The 20,427-nt window shown below is 43.3% G+C and carries 15 protein-coding genes; 9 read left to right on the top strand and 6 right to left on the bottom strand.

The genetic code is table 11. The features are described 5' to 3' along the window. Positions 1–17: 17 nt before the first annotated feature. The 3 genes from NSTC745_RS26350 to rppA form a co-directional block, all read right to left on the bottom strand. Complete coding sequence (locus tag NSTC745_RS26350; protein WP_445638689.1) at positions 18–1,280, bottom strand: molybdopterin molybdotransferase MoeA; 1,263 nt, start codon at positions 1,278–1,280, stop codon at positions 18–20. Positions 1,281–1,659: 379 nt separating this feature from the next. Then, positions 1,660–2,937, bottom strand: coding sequence for a sensor histidine kinase (locus NSTC745_RS26345; protein WP_445633618.1), 1,278 nt, complete (start codon positions 2,935–2,937; stop codon positions 1,660–1,662). A gap of 114 nt (positions 2,938–3,051) precedes the next feature. Then, entirely contained in the window at positions 3,052–3,726 is a 675-nt protein-coding gene (gene rppA / locus NSTC745_RS26340) for a two-component system response regulator RppA (RefSeq protein ID WP_445633617.1), read from the bottom strand. A gap of 102 nt (positions 3,727–3,828) precedes the next feature. On the opposite strand from rppA, the gene NSTC745_RS26335 reads away from it, so the two are divergent. The 3 genes from NSTC745_RS26335 to NSTC745_RS26325 all read left to right on the top strand — a co-directional run bounded on the left by NSTC745_RS26335 (position 3,829) and on the right by NSTC745_RS26325 (position 9,460). Next, entirely contained in the window at positions 3,829–4,215 is a 387-nt protein-coding gene (locus tag NSTC745_RS26335; RefSeq protein WP_445633616.1) for a hypothetical protein, read from the top strand. A 560-nt stretch (positions 4,216–4,775) separates the two neighbouring features. Then, a complete protein-coding gene (locus tag NSTC745_RS26330) occupies positions 4,776–6,128 on the top strand; it encodes an efflux RND transporter periplasmic adaptor subunit (RefSeq protein ID WP_445633615.1) in 1,353 nt (450 codons plus the stop codon). 161 nt (positions 6,129–6,289) lie between these two features. Further along, positions 6,290–9,460, top strand: a complete 3,171-nt coding sequence (locus tag NSTC745_RS26325) for an efflux RND transporter permease subunit (RefSeq protein ID WP_445633614.1) — start codon at positions 6,290–6,292, stop codon at positions 9,458–9,460. A 320-nt stretch (positions 9,461–9,780) separates the two neighbouring features. On the opposite strand, the gene NSTC745_RS26320 is transcribed toward NSTC745_RS26325, so the two are convergent. Then, a complete protein-coding gene (locus tag NSTC745_RS26320; RefSeq protein WP_445633613.1) occupies positions 9,781–11,892 on the bottom strand; it encodes a substrate-binding domain-containing protein in 2,112 nt (703 codons plus the stop codon). Between the two features lie 313 nt (positions 11,893–12,205). On the opposite strand from NSTC745_RS26320, the gene NSTC745_RS26315 reads away from it, so the two are divergent. From NSTC745_RS26315 to NSTC745_RS26290, 6 genes are all read left to right on the top strand, one after another. Further along, positions 12,206–13,774 carry a TIGR04222 domain-containing membrane protein gene (locus NSTC745_RS26315; RefSeq protein WP_445633612.1) on the top strand — a complete coding sequence of 523 codons (1,569 nt, stop codon included), beginning with the start codon at positions 12,206–12,208 and terminating at the stop codon, positions 13,772–13,774. A 225-nt stretch (positions 13,775–13,999) separates the two neighbouring features. Then, positions 14,000–14,557 carry an RDD family protein gene (locus tag NSTC745_RS26310; protein WP_445633611.1) on the top strand — a complete coding sequence of 186 codons (558 nt, stop codon included), beginning with the start codon at positions 14,000–14,002 and terminating at the stop codon, positions 14,555–14,557. Between the two features lie 43 nt (positions 14,558–14,600). Next, a complete protein-coding gene (rpmG, locus tag NSTC745_RS26305; RefSeq protein ID WP_081603023.1) occupies positions 14,601–14,795 on the top strand; it encodes a 50S ribosomal protein L33 in 195 nt (64 codons plus the stop codon). A 2-nt stretch (positions 14,796–14,797) separates the two neighbouring features. Beyond that, a complete protein-coding gene (gene rpsR, locus NSTC745_RS26300; RefSeq protein WP_073639644.1) occupies positions 14,798–15,013 on the top strand; it encodes a 30S ribosomal protein S18 in 216 nt (71 codons plus the stop codon). A 133-nt stretch (positions 15,014–15,146) separates the two neighbouring features. Further along, positions 15,147–17,207, top strand: coding sequence for a ribonuclease catalytic domain-containing protein (locus NSTC745_RS26295; protein ID WP_445633610.1), 2,061 nt, complete (start codon positions 15,147–15,149; stop codon positions 17,205–17,207). A 182-nt stretch (positions 17,208–17,389) separates the two neighbouring features. After that, the gene (locus NSTC745_RS26290) at positions 17,390–18,244 is read left to right on the top strand and encodes a 2-isopropylmalate synthase (protein ID WP_445633609.1); all 855 of its coding nucleotides are present in this window, start codon (positions 17,390–17,392) and stop codon (positions 18,242–18,244) included. An 89-nt stretch (positions 18,245–18,333) separates the two neighbouring features. Here NSTC745_RS26290 and NSTC745_RS26285 read toward each other — a convergent pair whose 3' ends face one another. Beyond that, positions 18,334–18,594, bottom strand: a complete 261-nt coding sequence (locus NSTC745_RS26285) for a hypothetical protein (RefSeq protein WP_445633608.1) — start codon at positions 18,592–18,594, stop codon at positions 18,334–18,336. A gap of 221 nt (positions 18,595–18,815) precedes the next feature. Next, positions 18,816–20,414 carry a B12-binding domain-containing radical SAM protein gene (locus NSTC745_RS26280; protein ID WP_445633607.1) on the bottom strand — a complete coding sequence of 533 codons (1,599 nt, stop codon included), beginning with the start codon at positions 20,412–20,414 and terminating at the stop codon, positions 18,816–18,818. Positions 20,415–20,427: the final 13 nt, after the last annotated feature.

The following is a 20,427-nucleotide window of genomic DNA, read 5'->3' as shown; positions in this document are numbered from 1 at the left end:
GGTGCGGAAGATAGGTTTTAAGGCGTAATCAATTGTAAAATTTCCACCTCTTCTTGTGGAGAAATTAATGTTTTACCCACAGGTAGAACAGCTAATGCATTGGTTTGAGCTAAATTAATTAAATTACCAGAACTGTGGCTGCCACCAGCTTTGTGAAATTCATAAACTCCATCAATTAAATGTAATTTCCCCCAAAGATAGGTTTCACGCTTACCATCCGATCGCAATTCATCATGCGATCGCACTTTTAAAAATACTGGTTCCCAACCTTCTTTAATTCCTGAAAGTTTTTTGATGGCTGGTAGCACAAACCGCCAAAAAGTTACTAATACCGATGCAGGATTTCCTGGTAAACCAAAGTAAAGCGGGAGGTGGGTAGAGACGCCATAACCCTTGTCTGTGCGAAGGGTGGCGACGGTGAGGGGTTTACCTGGCCTAATGTCTACAGCCTGAATGTGGATTTTGGCTTCTATTGATTCGAGAATTTTATCAACATAGTCATAATCTCCCACTGAAACACCACCGGAAGATAGAACTATATCAGCGATCGCAGCTGCATCGGTAATAACTTTCCTCAAGGCAACTGGTTCATCTTTGACAATGCCTAATAACAATGGTTCTGCACCACATTCTTTGACTAAAGCTGCTAGTGCATATTGATTAGAATCCACAATTTGCCCCGGTTGCAAAGATTCATTAACTGTTACCAACTCGTCACCAGTAGAAAAAATTGCCACGCGCGGACGGCGGTAAACATTTAATTGCGGACACTGTGCTGCTGCTAACACGGCGATTTCTGGGGCATTTAACTTAATACCTGCTGGTAGTAGTTGTGTACCAGCTTGGTAAAAAGACGCTTTATATCTGACAAATTCTTGGGGTTGTGGTGCGGCTAGGATGAAAACGCGGTTTTCTTCCCGCCGCGTCTTTTCTTGCATCACAACAGTATCACCGCCTGCTGGCATCACCGCACCTGTGAAAATTCGCGCTGCTTGCCCCGCCCCAATGGTAGACTTGGGCTGATAACCAGCCGGAATCTCTTCAATAATTTCCAAAACAGTTGGTTGTTCGGCGCTAGAGTGCTGCACATCTTCGTATCGGACTGCATACCCATCCATCGCAGAGTTATCCCAATGGGGAAAATCGAGAGAACTTGTGACAGGTGCTGCCAAAATCCGGCTAAAGGCTGCTAATAAATCCACAACTTCTGTATCCCGCTGGTTATCCAACGGCTGCGCCAAATTTAAGATAATTGCTTGTGCATTGCTGACTGATAGCATAGCCACAATAATTTGTAATTTGTAATTCGTAATACTCGCCAAGGCGTGAGAAGCAAGCTACGTAATTCGTAATTCGTAATTTTTACCCCATGACTCAAATCTGGAGCTTGAAATAATGATACTACGCATTTTTATGTTTCCATTGATGAGAGAATGCGAATTGTACGCAATACTTGTCGGATTTTGGGGAAAAGAGGAAAGAAAAAACCTTTAACCTTTACCCCAAACCCAATGCCGAGTTAAAAATGGTTAACCGAGCAGTATTGGAATTGTACCTATTTAATTAGGCATCTCCAGAAATTAAATATGCGTTATCCAGAACCCATGTAGAGACGTAGCATTGCTACGTCTCTACATTATTCACTGATATCTTTTAGCATCAAACTTTAAGGGGAAGGTTAATTTGAAAAGTTGAACCTTGACCAACTGTACTTTTAACAGTTATTTGGCCATTGTATCCTTGCACAATTTGTTGAGCGATCGCCAGCCCTAATCCAAAGCCGCCTGTTTCACGAGAACGAACAGTATCTACACGATAAAAGCGATCGAAAATATGTGGTAAATCAGCAGTCGGAATGCCAATGCCGTCGTCTTTAACCTGAATTACCGCCCAGTGAGATTGGGTAAAAAGTAGTAATTCGACTTTGCCGCCTGCTGGCGTATATTTGAAAGCATTAGTCAGTAGATTAATCGCCGCTTGTTTGAGCAAATTAGCATCAGCTTCTAACATTACGGGTTGTTCTGGAAATCGCGCATTGAAATTCAGGTTTTGGGTAGGAGCCTGAGCTGCAAAATCCTGAGCAAGGGATTTCAAAATTTCACGCAAATCAACAGGTTTTAATATCGTGTCCGTCAGCGAACCATTATGACGCGACAGGAAAAGCAGATTATTAATTAGCGTACTCATGGATTTAGCAGTTTCGGCAATATTTTGCAACCGCAATCTTTGTTCGGATAAATCTTCCGGTGGCATCAGCGCAACTTGGGCATTACTCAATACCGTAGCCACAGGTGCGCGTAATTCATGAGAAGCATCGGCTGTAAATCGCTGCAATTGCTGATAAGCCCGTAAGCTTGGGCGCATCGCCAACCCGCCCAAAAACCAACCCGTAATTCCAATTACACCAAAGGTAACAGGAACCCCCAAAGTGAGAAACAAGCGGGCTTGGTTCAAGCTACTGTGTAAAGAGTTCATCGGAACCGCCGTTTGAAAGTAGCCAATTAGCTCCTTATCTGACAAAACAGGAACTGTAACTTGGCGAACCCAGGTTGTTTTGCTGGGTAAATCTGAATTGAGTGGTGTTTCCAGCGCTTGAAATCCTGGTTCAGCAGTCAATTGTTTGTTACCAGACGAACCAATAAATTGCACCAGTTGTTTCTGAGAGTTATACCATCGGGCGTACACTAGTCCACCATTCAACGATGCACCGTTTTCTACAGGAGTTTGTTGGCGGCGCTGATTTTGCCATTGACTTTGATAAAGCGAGTATTCAGTTTTAGCAGTAAAAGCCTTACTTTGCGAAAATAGTTCCTCATCAAAAACCCGCAACTGTTCTTCCACACTCAGACAGTAACCCACCCCAGCAAAGGCAAACAAAATTCCACCCATCGACAGGGCAAACCAGTGAGCAAGATTACGGCGGCTATGTTCAAACATTAGTCATTAGTCATTGGTCATTGGTCATTGGTCATTGGTCATTAGTTTTTTCTTCCCCTGCTTCCCCTGCTTCCCCTGCTTCCCCTGCTTCCCCTGCCCCTCTGCCCCCCTTCTCTAATTTGGCGGATTTAACCGATACCCCATGCGATGTACGGTTTCTATCCAATCTTTGATGCCAATAGTTTGTAGGCGTTGGCGTAAACGGCGAACTAAGGTGGTAACTGCGTTACTTTCGGGTTCTTCTCCCCAATTCCAAAGGGCTTGCTCAATTTGGCCGTGAGATAAAACTTGGCGGGGGTGACGCATCATATATTCCATGAGTTGAAACTCGCGGCTGGAAAGTTGAGTTGTTAAGGAACCGCGTTCGAGTATCAAATTGGATAAATGAAGTTGCAAATCGCCCAGGGTAAGTATATCTCCTTGCCACATTGGCGATCGCCTCCCTAGTGCCCGCACCCGTGCCAATAACTCCATCACATCTACGGGCTTGACTAAGTAATCATCGGCTCCAGCATCTAAACCTCTGACTTTATCTGTAACCGTATCTTTCGCTGTCAGCATGAGTATGGGAGCTACTTTACCAGCCTGTCGATACACTTGACACAATTCTACGCCACTGACTTTAGGCAACATCCAATCTAATATCAGCAAATCATAGTCTTTGCGAAAAACATACCACTGCGCCGTTTCACCATCAGTCAGCGCATCTACTATATGCCCTGCTTTTAACAATGCTGCTCGTAGCGGCTCTAACTGCGATGGGTCATCTTCTACTAGTAAGATCAACATTCCATTTGCTTAACTTGCTGTCTTTGTTTACTTCCTAGCCTTAAGATTTAAGGTGAAATAATAACACAGAAGTAACAGTAAGTATTCTATCTCATGCTTTCCATGCAGCAACTTCGACGTTTTCAAGTGTTGCGATCGCTGGGCTTGGTGTTTTGGTTGTCCTTACCCTTGATTGGGCTAGTTTTTTGGCTGGGAAGCGGCTTTGTTGGAGATCGAATTTTGAGTCATTCCCGCACCACCAAAAAATATCTCCTAGCTGATACCCAATCAGCACGGCAAATGATGAAAAAAGTAGTAGCCATTGAGGTGGAAATTCTTAGACAACAAGGATTTTCACGGGTAAACGTGAAAACGAATAATTCAGTCCTCAAAACGATAGTATTTGAATTTCCAACCACCGATATGAGCCAACTTCAAGCTACTCTCAGTCAGGAGTTAGGGCTACCACGCGATCGAGTTCAAGAATTGATTGTAGAAGTGGGAGAGTGAGGGAAATGGGGAGATGGGGAAATAGGGAGATGGGGAGATAGGGAAGATGCGGGGACGTAAAGATGGAATTGAAATGTTAATTAGCTTCTCGTTTATTCATTATTGAACTCCATTAATGAGTCTTTGAACTCCATTAATGAGTCTTTGGACTCCATTAATGAGGCTTTGAACTCCATTAATGAGTCTTTGAACTGCATTAATGAGGCTTTGGACTCCATTAATGAGGCTTTGAACTCCATTAATGAGTCTTTGAACTGCATTAATGAGTCTTTGAACTCCATTAATGAGGCTTTGAACCCCATTAATGAGGCTTTGATACTCGTTCATCCACCTTTGAACTCAAGGCTTACAATGCCCCATGCCCTATGTGCTATTGCCTTTGACATTTGCTTGTCATATTTATTCCATAGACTCTAAAAAAGGTAATGTAATTTTACATTTATCCAAAATAATTGACCTTTAAATAGGTGACATTCAACAGGACTAGGGAGGAGTTTTCCCAATCCTCAATCCCCATTTTCTTTTACTCCATCTTTAACCCTTAATAGCTCACTGTGAATATGGATACTTCTGAAGCTCAAGTTTCAAAGGTTGAAACTCAATCAGATAGTTCTGCACCTTCTGAGTTAGCACCTGCTCGTTCGGGTAAACGTTGGTTCTGGAGATTGCTGATTCTATTTGTGGCGGCTGGTAGTATTGTTCTGTGGCGGATGCTGGCTCCTGGTGGGGCACCACGTTCTTCTGTTGCACAACAGCAGCAAGCACCAGCACCAAAGGCAATTGAAACCATCGCTTTGGCAAACGGACGGGCTACAAGAAGTGTTCAGCTTTTAGGACAAGTGGAAGCCAGTCAGCAATCAATACTCCGCGCTCAAACTAGTGGAATTGTCAAGAGAATTTTCGTGCAACCAGGCGATCGCGTGCGAACAGGTATGGCGATCGCGTTTTTGGACGATACCGATCAGCAATTGGCAATTAGCCAAGCACGGGCGCAATTGGCACAACAACGCAGCAATCTGGCACGCTTGGAAGTCGGTACTCGCAAAGAAATCATTGCCCAACGTCAAGCAGCGGTCACATCTGCTAAGGCGCGAGAACTAGAAGCACAAGATAATCTCAAACGCACCAGCAACCTTGTGAAAGAGGGTGCTTTATCTCAAAGATTATTAGTTGAAGCCCAAGCACAATTAAATAACATCCAAGGAGAACGCTTAGAAGCCGAGGCTGAACTGGCTGAAGCCAAAGCCGGGCCGATTCAAGAAGAAATTTCCGCCCAAAGAGCAAACGTAGAAGCAGCTAGAGCCGCCCTAGCCCAAGCCGAATTAGCACAGCAACGCACTCGAATTCTGGCATCGGAATCGGGGATAGTGCAAACTCGCCATATCAGTAGCGGCGATTTAGTGCAAAATTCCAGTCAAATTGTCACCCTAGTAGCTGGCGATCGCTTCGACATTTTTCTAGAGTTACCAGAAGAACTCAGCGGCACAGTTACCCCAGGCATGACAATCGATCTCAGTGCCCGCGCCTTACCCCAATGGAAACAACGCGCCACCATTACCGCCGTAGTTCCTGCCGCCGATCCCGCCTCCCGTCGCCAGCGCGTGCGCGTCCAAATTAACAAACCGCCAACAGGATTAATACCAGGAATGGCGATCGCAGGCAATCTCAACCTCCCCTCAAACCGCGCTAGTTTTGTGATATCAAGAGATGCCTTAACCAGACGCCAAAATCAGTGGTTAGTTTTCGCCGTTGCCGATGGCAAAGCCAAACAAATTCCAGTAGAAATGCTTGCTGACATGGGTAAAGATGTCGCAATTTATCATCCCACCTTACGTACTGGTCAACGCATTGTCCTACGCGGTGGTGACGGTTTGCAAGATGGTGCGCCTGTAAAGATAGTCGATCCAACTTAAAACATAGGCCGTACCAACACTTCTTATAAACTTCTTGCAGAATTCGGTTAAAGAGGAAGAATAGAGGTAAAAATTTTCCTTTTCTCTTTCTCCTTTAACCCTTTCTTCTTTAAAAGCCTACAAACTCAGTTTAAATATTACTTTCTGAATTACGAATTACTATGAACTTTATTGAAACTGCCGTTCGCTGGCGACATGGTACTTTCGTTCTATTTTGCTTGGTGGCAATGTTTGGGGTATTCTCGCTGTTCAAGTTACCTCTAGAATTGCAGCCAGGAGGCGATCGCCCGGAAATTACAATTACAACTACCTATCCTGGAGCCGGGCCGACGGAGGTAGAAGACCTAATTACCCGTCCCATCGAGGAACAGATGGAGGAGGTGCTTGGCGTTCAAGAAATCAGTAGTACTTCTCGTGCTGGACGCAGCAGCATCACCCTGGAATTTGCTCAGGATGCCAATGTGCAAGAACGGGTGGTGGATGTTCTCAACCGCTTGCAACAGGTAGAAAGTTTGCCCCCAGAAGCTCAAGAATCGAACGTAGAACTGGTAGGTGGTAACACTTCGCCGATGATGTGGATTCCCTTTGATACAAAAGAAGGATTTCAACCGGATGCCAACCGCTATCGAGATTTAGCCGAAGAAGTGGTGATTCCCCGTTTGCGGCGAGTGGAAGGAACCGGACAATTTTTAGTAGTGGGGGGACAAGAACGAGAAGTTGAGGTGAAGGTCGATCCTAAGGCATTGAGCGATCGCAATCTCACAATCGGCGATGTAGTCAGAGTTTTACAAGAAAACAACCGCGATATCCGCGGCGGCCCGTTAATTTTAGGACGCAGGGAATATCGAGTACGTACAGTCAGCCGTTCTCAGGATTTATCAGAAATTGAAGGCTTTGTGCTGCGGCGCGACCAATCCGGTACAGTTTATTTGCGGGATGTGGCAAAAGCACAAATGGGACGCAAACCCCAAGATAGTGCCTTGGTGTTTAACGGCAAACCTGGGGTAGCCATTGGTGTAATTCGGCAAATCGGGGCGAATGTACCAGAAGTGGCTAAAGGCATCCGAGGGGAAATTGCCGCCTTGCAAACGGAGTTCGATCGGCAAAACCAAGGCATTCGCTTTGTCTACAACTACGACGAGAGCGAATACATCAACCAATCGGTAAGCTTCGTTGGAGAGAATTTGATTAGTGGAGCATTACTAGCAACCATTGTTTTATTGCTATTCCTTGGTTCAATGCGGACTGTTGCTGTAATTGCAATTACGATTCCTATCGGTACAATTGCTGTGTTTATTGTCATGTCTGCACTTGGACGGACATTAAACATCATCAGCTTAGCAGGACTGGCATTTTCCGTGGGTATGGTGGTAGATAACTCCATCGTCGTGATTGAGAATGTCTTCACCCACATGCAGCAAGGTAAAAGTGCCTTGCGGGCAGCAATTGAAGGTACCCAAGAAGTTTGGGGCGCAATGCTTGGTTCCACCTTAACCAACGTAGTAGTGTTTGTACCGCTAATTATGGTAACGGGTGAAGCAGGGCAACTTTACACCGATATGGCGATCGCTCTTTCTGCCTCTTCCATCTTTTCGCTGTTTGCGGCGTTAACTTTAGTACCAATGCTATCAGGGTTATTCCTCAAGCAATCAGAAGCCATACAAATGATGCAGGGCGGTGAATACCGTGGTGGTAATTGGTTTGAGCGGATGGTAGCTAAAACCTCCGCTGTTTTTCGCCATTTCCAAGGTAAACTAGAAAACTTTCTTGCTAATACTGTCAGTTGGTCGCTGGGACGCAAACGCATTGGTCGCAGGTTGTTAGTACTGTCAATTCCCGTTGTTTTACTCGTGACTAGTATTTTTCTTTTGCCACCTGCGGATTACTTGCCCGAAGGAAATCGTAACTTAGTAGTGTTGCGGGCAGAACCTTTGCCGGGAACTAGTATCCCCGAAGCAATTCGGCAATCTCAACCCGTGCAAAAATTTTTGCGATCGCAACCGGAAGTTGACCGGATTATGTACGTTGACCGTCCTGGGGCTTTGCGCGGGATTTCAACTATTTTAAAACCAGAATTTGCCACAACCAGCGGACTAGCCGACATGGTAGATCGGTTACGCGCCCAAAGCAGTAACTTTGCTGGATACCGCTTTGTCATCCCCACGCGAATTTCTATTTTCCGCGATCCCGGTAAAGAATTTGAAATCGATATCGTCGGCGATGACCTGAATCAAATTGGCGATTTAGAAAAGCAAATTACTGGTAAACTGCGATCGCTCCAGGGAGTACAGAATGTGCGATCGAATTTTGTCTTGGGTGCAGCCGAATTACAAGTAATTCCCAACCGCGAACGCCTCGCAGAAGTGGGACTTTCAGAAGCCGAAATCGGTTCAATGGTAGAAGCAGCATTGGGTGGTCGCATTGCTTCCGATTTCATTGATGGCAAAGAAGAACTAGATGTCTCAGTGGAATTGCAAAATACCGCTGTGGAAACCCCAGAACAACTGCGCCAATTACCCCTGTATGCGCGGGGACGACAAGTACAACTAGCGGATGTTGCCGAAGTCGTCGAAACAACAGGAGCCGACGCCATCAACCACGTTGATTTAGACCGTTCAATTACTCTCACAGTCACCCTTGCACCCGACGCTCCCCTGGCGACGCTGGTAGAACGTACCGAAGAAGAAATTCTCGCTCCTTTGCGTGCCAATCTGCCAACAGGCTATCGGCTAGAACTTGCGGGTTCAGCGGATCAGTTAGCAACAACTGTCAGTCAGTTAGCCGCTGCATTTGTCTTTTCAATTTTGATTACTTACTTGTTACTCGTGGCTTTGTATCGCTCATTCCTTTATCCAGTGGTAATTATGGCAACAGTACCAATGGGAATGAGTGGCGCATTATTGAGTTTAGTAATTGCCAACCAAATTCCCGGAATGAATGTGGCGCTGGATATGATTACCGCTTTGGGATTTGTAATCCTCACAGGCGTGGTTGTTAACAACGCCATTTTGCTGGTCGATCGCGCCTTGCAGCTCCAAGAAGCAGGCGAAGATTATGATGCATCGCTATACAATGCCACAAACGATCGCCTCCGCGCAATTTTCATGTCCGCCGGCACCAGCGTCCTGGGAATGTTACCCTTGGCGGTGCTACCAGGTCAAGGTTCAGAGTTGTATCAAGGCTTAGGCATCGTCTTAACTGGTGGTCTAGCTTTTTCCACCATTTTGACTCCCACCGTCGTACCCGCACTCATGGGTTTACTACACGATATCTCTGGACGCAAATCACCGCGATCGACAGTTCTCAAAAATCAAGACAAAGTAGTTACTTAAACCAATCCTCAGAAATTTAAAAGGGGAGGGAACTAGATTTTCCGGTTTCCCCCTTTATAAGCTACGGTGTACACACAAGTCTGAAATAGCTGATTAACCAAGGTTTTACCCCACCCTAACCCTCCCCTTGTCAAGGGGAGGGAACTGGATTTTCTTGTTTCCCCCCTTGACAAGGGGGGTAATTCGACTTGTGTGTACACCATAGCCTTTTGAAGGGGTGTAGTGGGGGGATCGATAAGTGCCTCAAATTACAGCCAACTACTTTTCAAACAACCTCTAAGGCAGATCCGATTTAGAAAAACAAATCAAATAATTAGAATTTAATGAATCCGAAGAAACCCAGCTTTTTCAATTATATTTTGTCCTCGATCGCTTAACAGATAATTAGCGAAGAACTCTCCGGCTTTTTCCTCATCTTGACCATTTTTCTTCACAATTACAAACAAGTAACGAGTCAGCGGATAATCATTGTTAGTTAACGCATCGATATTAATTTTGTGATTTTCCCAAGGACACTTAAATCCTGGTGTATTTCCAGGCTTATTTACAGCAATTACTTTCCCAAGCTCCCGAATAATTGGTAGAGTTTTAACAATACATTGGTTAATCAACTCAGAAGCTGAAGCATAATAGATAGCTCCATCATTGAGATTTTTACCTACTAGTTTTAGGGCTTGATTAGTAGTAGAAATCAACTTAACATTTGCGCCAAAATTATCGTTTACCAAAATATTTTCTTTGAAAAATTCAGTTGTACCACTACCATCAGGACGAGAATAGGGCGTGATTTGAAGATCCGGGCCCCCCACCTGTTGCCAGTTGGTAATTTCACCTGTATAAATACCTTTAAATTGGTCTATACTCAAACCAGGAATATTCAAACTAGGATGAACAGCGATCGCGATCGCATCAATGGCAACAGGCACTTGCTTTAGCTTTATCCCCAAACCAGCTGCACGCAAAAACTCATCATCTTTAATATGTCGTGAAGATTCGGCAAAGGAAATTTGACCTTCTAATAACATTTTGATTCCCGTAGCCGAACCTAATTTCAAAGTAGGATGTGTATGGTATATCAGGTTAAATTGCGGCCATTTAGCTCGAATTTTTTTATCGACTAATTCTCTAATTGGTTCCCAAGAACTACTTCCTCCATAGAGAAATATTCCTGACGGCGGTAATGGCAACACTACATTCCAGCCAAACCATAAGATACATACGAAAACTATACTAACTAAGCCAGTTAATAACCGCAATTTAAGATTTTTATTAATTGTATGGCTGAAATTGTGTGGCGTTTCATAAGTAGGGTCTTTTCGGTTATTGCCACACATGACTTCCCAAGTCAATGATTCAATATTGGGTTCAATACAAATTGTCGGTAGCCAAATCGCACCTGGATATTCTGATTTAAAGTGTTCTAGGCGTTTACGTGCTTTTTGGGCAGAAGCAAATAGAGAGTTATTATTAGTAAACTCTTGAAAAAAGTATTTCAAAAATTCTACAGCCACCAAGTCTGGCACGGGTTCGCGCATGACTATAATCCGAGGTAAATGTAGTTGTAAAAGTTGGTGAGCAAATCCCAAACCATCGCAAGAATTAAAAATTGCCAACTGCAAACCTTTAGAAATAGCTTGCTTTAAAGCTTCTTGAAACTCTTCAATACTCAAGCTATCTTTATCGTTAAGCTCAATCCAACCTATTTGTCCATCTTTTTGGCTGCCACTGTGTCCCGTGAAAATAAAAATATGATAGCCTTGTTCATTCCAAAGAGCTTCAGACAATTCCTTTCGAGTTGGTTGCATTAAACAGATTACTTCTACCCCATTTTCCTCTAGCTCTTGAATTACTTTTAAATCATCTTTTGTATTAATACCATCGCTTCTACCAACAGCAACCAAAATCCTGATATTTTTAGCTTTCGGTACTACTTTATTTCTCAGTTGATTGGCATTTTTCGGCGAACTGAAGGCAACTTCGACTTGGGGATAGTGTTGTTCAAATAAATCCCATTCTTGCCAAGGAAGGCGACGTAAATCTATATCTTTGACATCAATGATGATGCAAATTTCTTCATTTGACTGATGTAATTGATGTGCGATCGCTATTAATCTATCTCGAATTGGCCGCCACCTACTCTCTGAAGAATTCAGCCATTCATTGAGGTACTTTTTTACTGCTACTGTGTGTTCTTCGTGGGAATAAATAGTCACTGTTTTGGGTACGATACGTAACCCTGGTGCGGGAGCAACACAAGAACGCACAGCTTCAATTTGACGATAGGCTGACTGCCATTGGTTGAAGGAGGATTTTAGTTCTGGGGGTAATGGAGGTAACAAACCTTCTGTTTCTTCCTCCAAGTTTTTCACTCTCAGAATTACTAAAAATCCCTCTTGTGAGGTGCGTCTGAGTTTCAAGTTGACTGTCGTCATTGCTTTTTCCTTTCGTTGAATGCTCCTAAACAACAAACTTTTCCATCAGCCTTGTTACCCCTAACGCTATTTTCGCACTGAACTTCCCTAATATTTGTTTGAAATTGCCACACCCCATAGCCAAAAGCACTTTCAATCAATAGTTTTAGCTAATATTAGTGCCATTTTCATTCAGTCATTTCATAAAAATAGAAATACTTCATGTGAATGTAAGTAGAGTAGCAAGCATAAATAAGGAGGATGCTGATATCTGGTCAGAAAGTGGCTGTTATGGTAGCTAAAAAATCGCTGAAATCAATGTAGGAATGGGGTATTGCACAACGATAAATCAAAAATCTGGCCTTTTGGCTGGAATGCTCGTTCTGAAATCTTTACCACTACCCAAAACTGTATGTTGAACTTTGAAAACAACCAATCTATGAATTTGCAGCAACTAGAGTTATACGAACGAATTCAGGCTTTTTCATTAGATGAGTCCGATTCCGAGTTAACTTTTAGCAAACGATTGGCAAAGGAAAATTCCTGGTCGTTAGATTATACTCAGAGGGTGATTGAAGAATACAAAAAATTCGCGTTTATTGCAGTTGCAGCAGGTCATCCAGTCACACCATCAGATTCAGTAGATCGAGTTTGGCATTTGCACTTGAACTATACGCGTTCGTATTGGCAGGAGTTTTGTCCAAATATTCTAAAGATGCCATTGCATCACGAACCAGGTCGTGGAGGTTCATCGGAGCGGTTAAAGTTTGATGAATGGTATAACAAAACATTAGAAAGCTATAAACACTTTTTTGGTGAGGTTCCTCCAATAGATATCTGGCCTCAACCAAAAGAGAAATTTGGAAAAGATTTGCACTCTCCACAAACCAACGAAGAACAAAATTCGATTATCCCAAAGTCATTTTTGAGTTATTTACCGAAGGTGCAGCTAAATCAAGCAGTATTTTCGTTTCTTTTGTTCGTTTTAATAGTTGGGGTTGTTTGCTGGCAAGTCATTCCTATCCTGCTTAATTCACTCAACTTTACAGGGCCGGAATTTTTAAATTTTTACCTTTTGGTGTCAATTATTGTAGTATGTCTAGCATTATTTATCCGAGATTTTCTGCGGCTACCTGATGGCAATCCGGTGAAACAACCCGTACATCTTGATGCCTATGAAACTGCCTACCTTGCAAATGGCAAAAATCACGTTGTAGATACTGCGATCGCCAGTTTAGTACAGAAGCAATACGCGATCGCAGACAGAAAAAAACGAATGCTTGCTTTAAACGAATCTGTAGAAAAGTTATCTCATCCTGTGGAGCGAGCTGTCGCAGATGCCATTGCATTAGATGGACATATTGATACCATTCGCAGCCAGGTTATTCAAGCAACAGATGAGGTTCGGGAGCGATTGCGCGAACTTGGTCTTTTAGTGAACCAGAAACAATCTTTCAATGTTAAAACTTACCCAACAATATTAATAGCTGGCTTGTTAGGATTGGGTATGGCCAAGATTTGTGTAGGAATCTCTCGCCATAAGCCTGTTGCTTATCTAACCATAATGTGTATCTTTGTCGGTATTATTGCGTTATGGTTGTTGCTAAGTTCTACCCATCGGAGTCGTTATGGCGATCGCATTCTCCAAGAACTTCACAAACAAATACAACCCTTAACAGCAATTAGCAATACAGATCCCAAACTCATAGTCGCATTTGCTCTTTTGGGTACGACAGTTTTACCAAATGATATGTTTGCTGACTTGAAGAAGATATTTACACCAGTATCTACTAGCACTAGTAGTAGTAGCAGTGGTTGTGGTGGCAGTAGTTGTGGTAGTAGTTGTGGCAGCAGCTGTGGCAGTAGTTGTGGTGGTGGTTGTGGTGGTTGCGGCGGTGGATAGCAATCGAACAATATTCGTTTCAACACACACCACGGAAGCATAGACCAAAAAACTTGTAGAGACGCCGATTTATCGCGTCTCTTATGGAGTTTCATCGAGTTTTCCAGACTCAACGCCGTCGATAATCAAGGTTTATACCGCAGCAAGTAGCTAGGCCATCATCATAATATAAAAAACAGGAGCGATCGTTATTTCCCAACCCTTAAATAAAAATACTTGTTTTGTATGACCATCGAACGCGTTCGGCAAAAACACTATCCCAAGGCTGATATTGGGCGGCGAGGTATGGCATTGGGGTTAGATTTTGTTGTTGTCTGGTTAGTCAGTTCTTTGCTGGGAAGTGGCAATATCGGCATTCAATTTGCTCAAATCCTAGTTTTTATAACGCTTTGGCTGATTTTGCGGGTGGTGGTGGCATACAACAATCAAGGACAAAGTTTAGGGCGTTGGGCGTTCGATTTAAAGGTGCTGGAAGTCAGAAACGGCGAAATAATCGGTAGAATCCCAGATTTACAGTCTCTACTGAAGCGAGAGGCAATTATCGGCTTAGGTGCGCTTCTTGTCTCAATTGCCTTAAACAATATTAGAGCCAATCCCACTGCTATACTGCTAGTACTTCCTTTATTCATTGATTGTGGTACTGCCTTATCTGATGCCCAGATGCGGCAGGCTTTACACGATCGCTTTTGTGGAACTTTTATCGTCTCTTCCCGTCGGGGCTACTCGCTGGATATCAAAATCAAAAAATTAGTTGAAAATATCCGCCAGAATGTGAGAAGATAGTCATTTGTGTTAATTCTCTCCAGGCTTTACTGTTTGTAAGATTATGGCTAAGAGTAAAGGTGTCCGCATAATTGTGACATTAGAGTGTACCGAGTGTCGGACAAACCCAGAAAAGCGGTCTCCAGGTGTATCACGTTATACCAGCACTAAGAACCGCCGCAACACCACCAACCGCCTAGAACTGAAAAAGTTCTGCACCCACTGTAATAAACATACCGTTCACAAGGAAATTAAGTAGAGATGAGTTATTTCCGTCGTCGTCTTTCTCCAATTAAGCCAGGAGAACCAATAGATTATAAAGATGTTGATTTGTTGCGTAAGTTTATCACCGAACGGGGCAAGATACTGCCACGGCGGATTACAGGGCTTACGTCTCAGCAACAGCGAGAGTTAACATTAGCAATTAAGCGATCGCGGATTGTGGCTTTGTTGCCATTTATCAACGCGGAAGGCTAAAAAGAGTTATGAGCGATCGGTAGAGACGCGATTAATCGCGTCTGTACAGGAGTTATGAATCAAAACTCTTAACTCCTAACTCCTAACTTAAAATTATTTAAACTGTTCATTAAAAAAATAAAGTGCGAGAGTTGTGGAGAAGGGGACGCTAGTTGAATTTAGGGTTCAAGGCGATCGCCGTCTGGGCGTCGTAGAACGTCCGGACGGTAAAACTCGCTGGTTTGTGGTGGACGAACGCGGCCAATCCCACAGCCTCGCGCCGAGACAAGTAACCTATACAGTTAACAAAGAGACCTATAAGCCCGCGGATATTCCCAAGTTTCTAGAGCAGGTCAAGCCAAATTTAGATCCATCTAGCTTGGAAGTAGCTTGGGAATTATTGGTTGAAGGTGGGGAAACAATCACCCCAGAGGAAATGGCGAATTTGCTATTTTCGGAATCGGGTGCGCCCCATTGTTACGCTGCCCATTGCCTGTTATCAGACGACAAACTGTATTTCAAGCAAAAAGGAGAGGCCTACGAAGCCCGAACTGCTGCTCAGGTTGCAGAACGCAAGCACCAGATAGAAGTAGAGGCACTCAAAGCTAAGGGACAGCAGGAATTTTTAGCTCGTGTAGAGCAGGCGCTCAAAGGTGAAGCAGTAGAGTGGCAGCGCCACGATCGCCAACGCTTAGAAGGGATAGAAAAATACGCAGCGCTGCTTGCTGACACCGTGCGGATGGGAGTAAATTATGACACTCTGGCTCGTGCTTATCCTCCCTCAGCCCCAGTATTAGAAACTATGACCTTGCTGGGACGCCCCACAACACCCCAAGGAGCCTTTCAACTCTTAGTAGATTTGGCATGGTGGAGTCCTCATGAAAACTTGTTCCTGCGTCGTTCTTCAATTCCCGTTCAGTTTCCTCAAAAGGTATTAGAAGTGGCGCAACAACGTTTGGATTTCCCACCCATTGACTCAGATACCAACCGCTTGGATCTGACTCACCTGAAGGTCTACACCATTGATGATGAAACCACCACAGAAATCGACGACGGTTTGAGTTGGGAAGTACTCCCCGATGGACGGGAACGGCTGTGGGTACATATCGCCGATCCTACTAGATGGTTAGTGCCAGAAGATGAATTAGATTTAGAAGCGAGAAAACGAGGGAGTACAGTATATTTACCTACAGGTATGATTCCTATGTTTCCAGAAATCTTGGCAACTGGGCCAATGAGTCTGGTACAGGGGCGGATTTGTTGTGCCTTGAGTTTTGGAGTTGTTTTAGGGACAACTGGAGCAGTAGAAGATTACAGCATTCATACCAGCTTAATTAAGCCGACTTATCGCCTCACCTACGAAGATGTAGATGAAATGCTGCAATTAGGGGTACAAGCAGAACCAGAAATTGAAGCGATCGCCACTTGGGCAAATCGGCGCAAAACTTGGCGCTATGCCCAAGGAGCAATTAGCATCACCATGCCTGAGGCAGCAATCAAAGTCAAAGGCGAGGAAATTAATATTGACATTTTGGACGATTCACGCTCCCGGCAATTAGTAGCAGAAATGATGATACTTGCTGGTGAAGTTGCTGCCCGCTACGGCCAAAAACATAACATTCCCTTGCCATTTCGCGGTCAGCCCCAACCGGAATTACCTCCAGACGAAGAATTACTCCAGCTACCAGCTGGATTCGTTCGCGCCTGCGCCATGCGGCGTTGTATGCCCAAAAGTGAAATGAGCATTACGCCTTTGCGCCATGCGGGTTTGGGTTTGGATACCTACACCCAAGCAACTTCTCCCATCCGTCGTTACAGCGATTTGCTAACTCACTTTCAACTCAAAGCCCATTTGCGCGGTGAAGTTTTGCCATTTTCTGCCGAACAACTCAAAGAAGTGATGATGACAGTCACCACCATCACCCAAGAAGTGACGATGGTAGAACGGCAAACAAATAGATATTATGCTTTGGAGTATTTGCGCCGTCATCCAGAACAAATTTGGAATGTGACGGTGTTAATGTGGCTGCGGGAAGACAGCAACTTAGCCCTAATTTTGTTAGAAGATTTGGGTTTGCAGTTACCAATGTCTTTCAAACGTTCTGTGAATTTGGGCGAACAGATATTAGTGAAAGTTGCCCACGCCGACCCCCAAAAAGATTTAATTCAGTTTCAAGAAATAATTTATCAAGAAGCCCAATCAGCAGCAAATTAACTTTTTGGCAGCGGTTTACGTAGTTTCCCAGTAGAAGATTACTTGATATTTTATCGCCCCATTGATGGCGGAGTGAAGTTGCACGTATTCTCAGTGGTTACCAAGATTTAAAAACAATTTTTTCAAGCGAGGGTATTCCTTAAAATTGTATTTGATATTAGCGATCGCTTTCTCTAGTCAAAATGTTAAAAAATAATAATAAAATAATCATTTTTGATACCACTATGCGTGATGGAGAATTAACGCCTGGTGTCAAAATGAATTTGCAACAAAAAATCAGAATCTCCCAATTGCTCGAAGAAATGGGAGTAGATATTATTGAAGTTGGTTATCCAGGAAGTTCTCAAAAAGATTTTGATGAAGTTTTTCAGGTTTCTCAAATAATTAAAAATTCTACTATTTGTGGACTAGCGAGTTACAATCCAAACGAAATAATGGGTCTTGCTGAAGCAATTAAACCAGCAATCAGAGGTAGAATTCACACTTATACTCCAGTCAATCTGAAAAATCAATCTAAATTAAGTCAAGAAGAAGTATTAGTAACAATCAAAGATAGCATATCTCTAGCACGCAATTATTGTGATGATGTAGAATGGAGTGCTTTTGATGCTCCTAGAAGTGAGCCTGATTTTTTGTGTAAATCTATTGAAACTGCAATCAAAAGTGGTGCAACTACTGTTAGCATTCCTGATAGTTTAGGTTTGGCATTGCCAGAAGAGTTTTCACAACTTCTGCAAATGATTTTTAATCGAGTTCCCAATATTAATGAAGTTGTAGTTTCAGTACACTGTCATGATGATTTGGGCATGGCGGTAGATAATTCACTCATTGCTTTAAGTTGCGGCGCGAGGCAAATTGAATGTGCAATTAATGGTTTGGGTGCGAGGAAAGGTAACGCAGATTTGGTTAAAGTTGTAACAGAGGTTTTAAAACAAGACAAGTATCAAATTGAAATTAACACTTCGTTAATCAGTAAAGCAGCAGAGCTAATTTTTGAAATAACTCGGATTGGAAAGGCAAAATATAATTTTGAATAATAATTAGAAAAAAGTTTTTGTAGGGTGCGTTATCGCGAAGGCGTAACGCACCGCTTGACTGAATTATGAATTATTGATATTCGTCTTTGCTACGATCGCGGCTTTTCTGGCATAGCATGAGATGAAGGTTGGACAAGTTCATTGACTACCAACGTGTTGACATTAGTACTGTTATTCAAACTATTCGCTAGTTTTCTACGAAGTGACTCTAAAAACATAGTATCATTACCAAGCTCGGAAGCTTCATCTTCATCGATATCTTCGATTTCATTGAGTCGCTCTTGGTATTTATCAATCAGGCGATCGATGGCTTCAAGGATCAACTTTATGTCTTTAAATGACAAATTCATTTGAATTCCTTTTTTAATAACGGCTAATAAGTAATTTTTTTACTTTTAAGTAGTTGGACACAATTATTTATAAGACGCATTTCGACTCCGCTCAATGCTCAGTAGCCTGACTAAAAGAGGGTTGAGTTTCGACTACGCTCAACTTCCGCGCAGTCGAAACCCGGTAATTTCAAGTTAGGTTTAATTTAGTCCTTCTACTTACCTATTAACCGTTACTACATTTAACTAACTGCGGCTTCAGTTTTTTCCTCTGCTTTTTCCTGTACTGGCACATAGGGTTTTTCTGCACCCTGGGCCAGATATTCTGCTAACTGACTTTCAATTTGATCGCGGACAATTTGGCGATATTCAAGAAAATGTTCGTTATGGGCACAAGCGGCGAGGTAATGCTCAAAAACTCCAGGATTACGTTTGAGAATGCTAAATAAATGATGCCAGAATTTCCAACGGGTTTCGCGTTTGATTCCTTGTCGCCAAATCACAAGTAACAAGGCTCTGACAATTATCCATTCTGGCATTTTAGCTGGTGCTTTCCAACTTGGCGAACCCATCATTAAGAAGCAGCGGTAGGTACGATCCAAGTATTTCACTGGGTCGTATAAAGTACAAAATGCCTCAATATATTCTCTGGCAAGTTCTTCTAAAGGACGGGTGGGAACAAAGTTCATCAATGTTGTTTGGTTGATGTTGCCATCTTGATTTTCCCGCAGTCGTCCTTCTTTTTTCAGGCGATGCCACAGCGCAGTGTTCGGTAACGCTTGCAACATAGCAAAGGTAGTAGAGGGAATTGCTGCTTCTTCGGCAAAACGGACAATGCGATCGCCTGCACCGGCTTTTTCGCCATCAAAGCCAATAATAAACCCAGCCATCGGGCGCAATCCAGCTTTGATGATGGTTTGCACGGCATCAGTTAAAGAATTGCGGGTATTTTGGAATTTTTTGGTTAGTTGCAAACTGTCTTCATCTGGTGTTTCAATGCCCAAAAATACCGCCGCAAAACCGGATTCAACCATCAACTCTAACAGTTCTGGATCTTGTGCCAAGTCAACTGAAGCTTCAGTATCAAATCGGAAGGGATATTGATGTTCGGCCATCCAGACTTTTAACTCTTTAAGCAACAATTTCACATTGCGTTTGTTGCCAATGAAGTTATCATCCACCATGAACACACCCCGCCGCCAACCTAGTTCATAGAGGTAATCTAATTCTGCTAAAAGTTGGGCTGGGGTTTTGGTACGCGGTTTGCGACCGTAAAGAACAATGATGTCACAAAATTCGCACTGGAAGGGACACCCCCGCGAAAATTGCACGGACATCATGTCATAGGCATCCAGTTCTAATAAATCAAACCGGGGTATTGGTGTGCTTGTGACATCTGGTTTTTCCGTGGCGCGGAAAGTCCCAGAAGTTTCTCCGCGTTGAATTGCCTCAATAAACATCGGCAAAGTGATTTCCCCTTCATCCAAAATCAGGAAATCTGCGCCCACATTTTGCACTTCGTGAGGTACGGAAGTCGGGTAAGGGCCGCCGACTGCAACCAACTTGCCACGCCGCTTGGCTTCTTGGATTTGGTCGAGTAAATCTTGTTTTTGGACAATCATCGCCGAGAAGATTACTAGATCTGCCCACGCCCATTCCTCTTCTGTTACTTGACGAATGTTGCGATCTACTAGCTTAAATTCCCATTCTTGGGGCAGAATTGCTGCTACTGTTACTAAACCTAGAGGTGGTAATAAAACCTTGCGATCGACTAATTCCAAAATTTTTTCATACGACCAAAAGGTTTTGGGAAATATTGGATACACCAGCAATACTCGCATTTAGTATCAATCC

Source organism: Nostoc sp. DSM 114161 (assembly GCF_052692665.1).
Note: the sequence above shows the minus strand (reverse complement) of the source record. Positions and strands in the feature narration are given on the sequence as shown.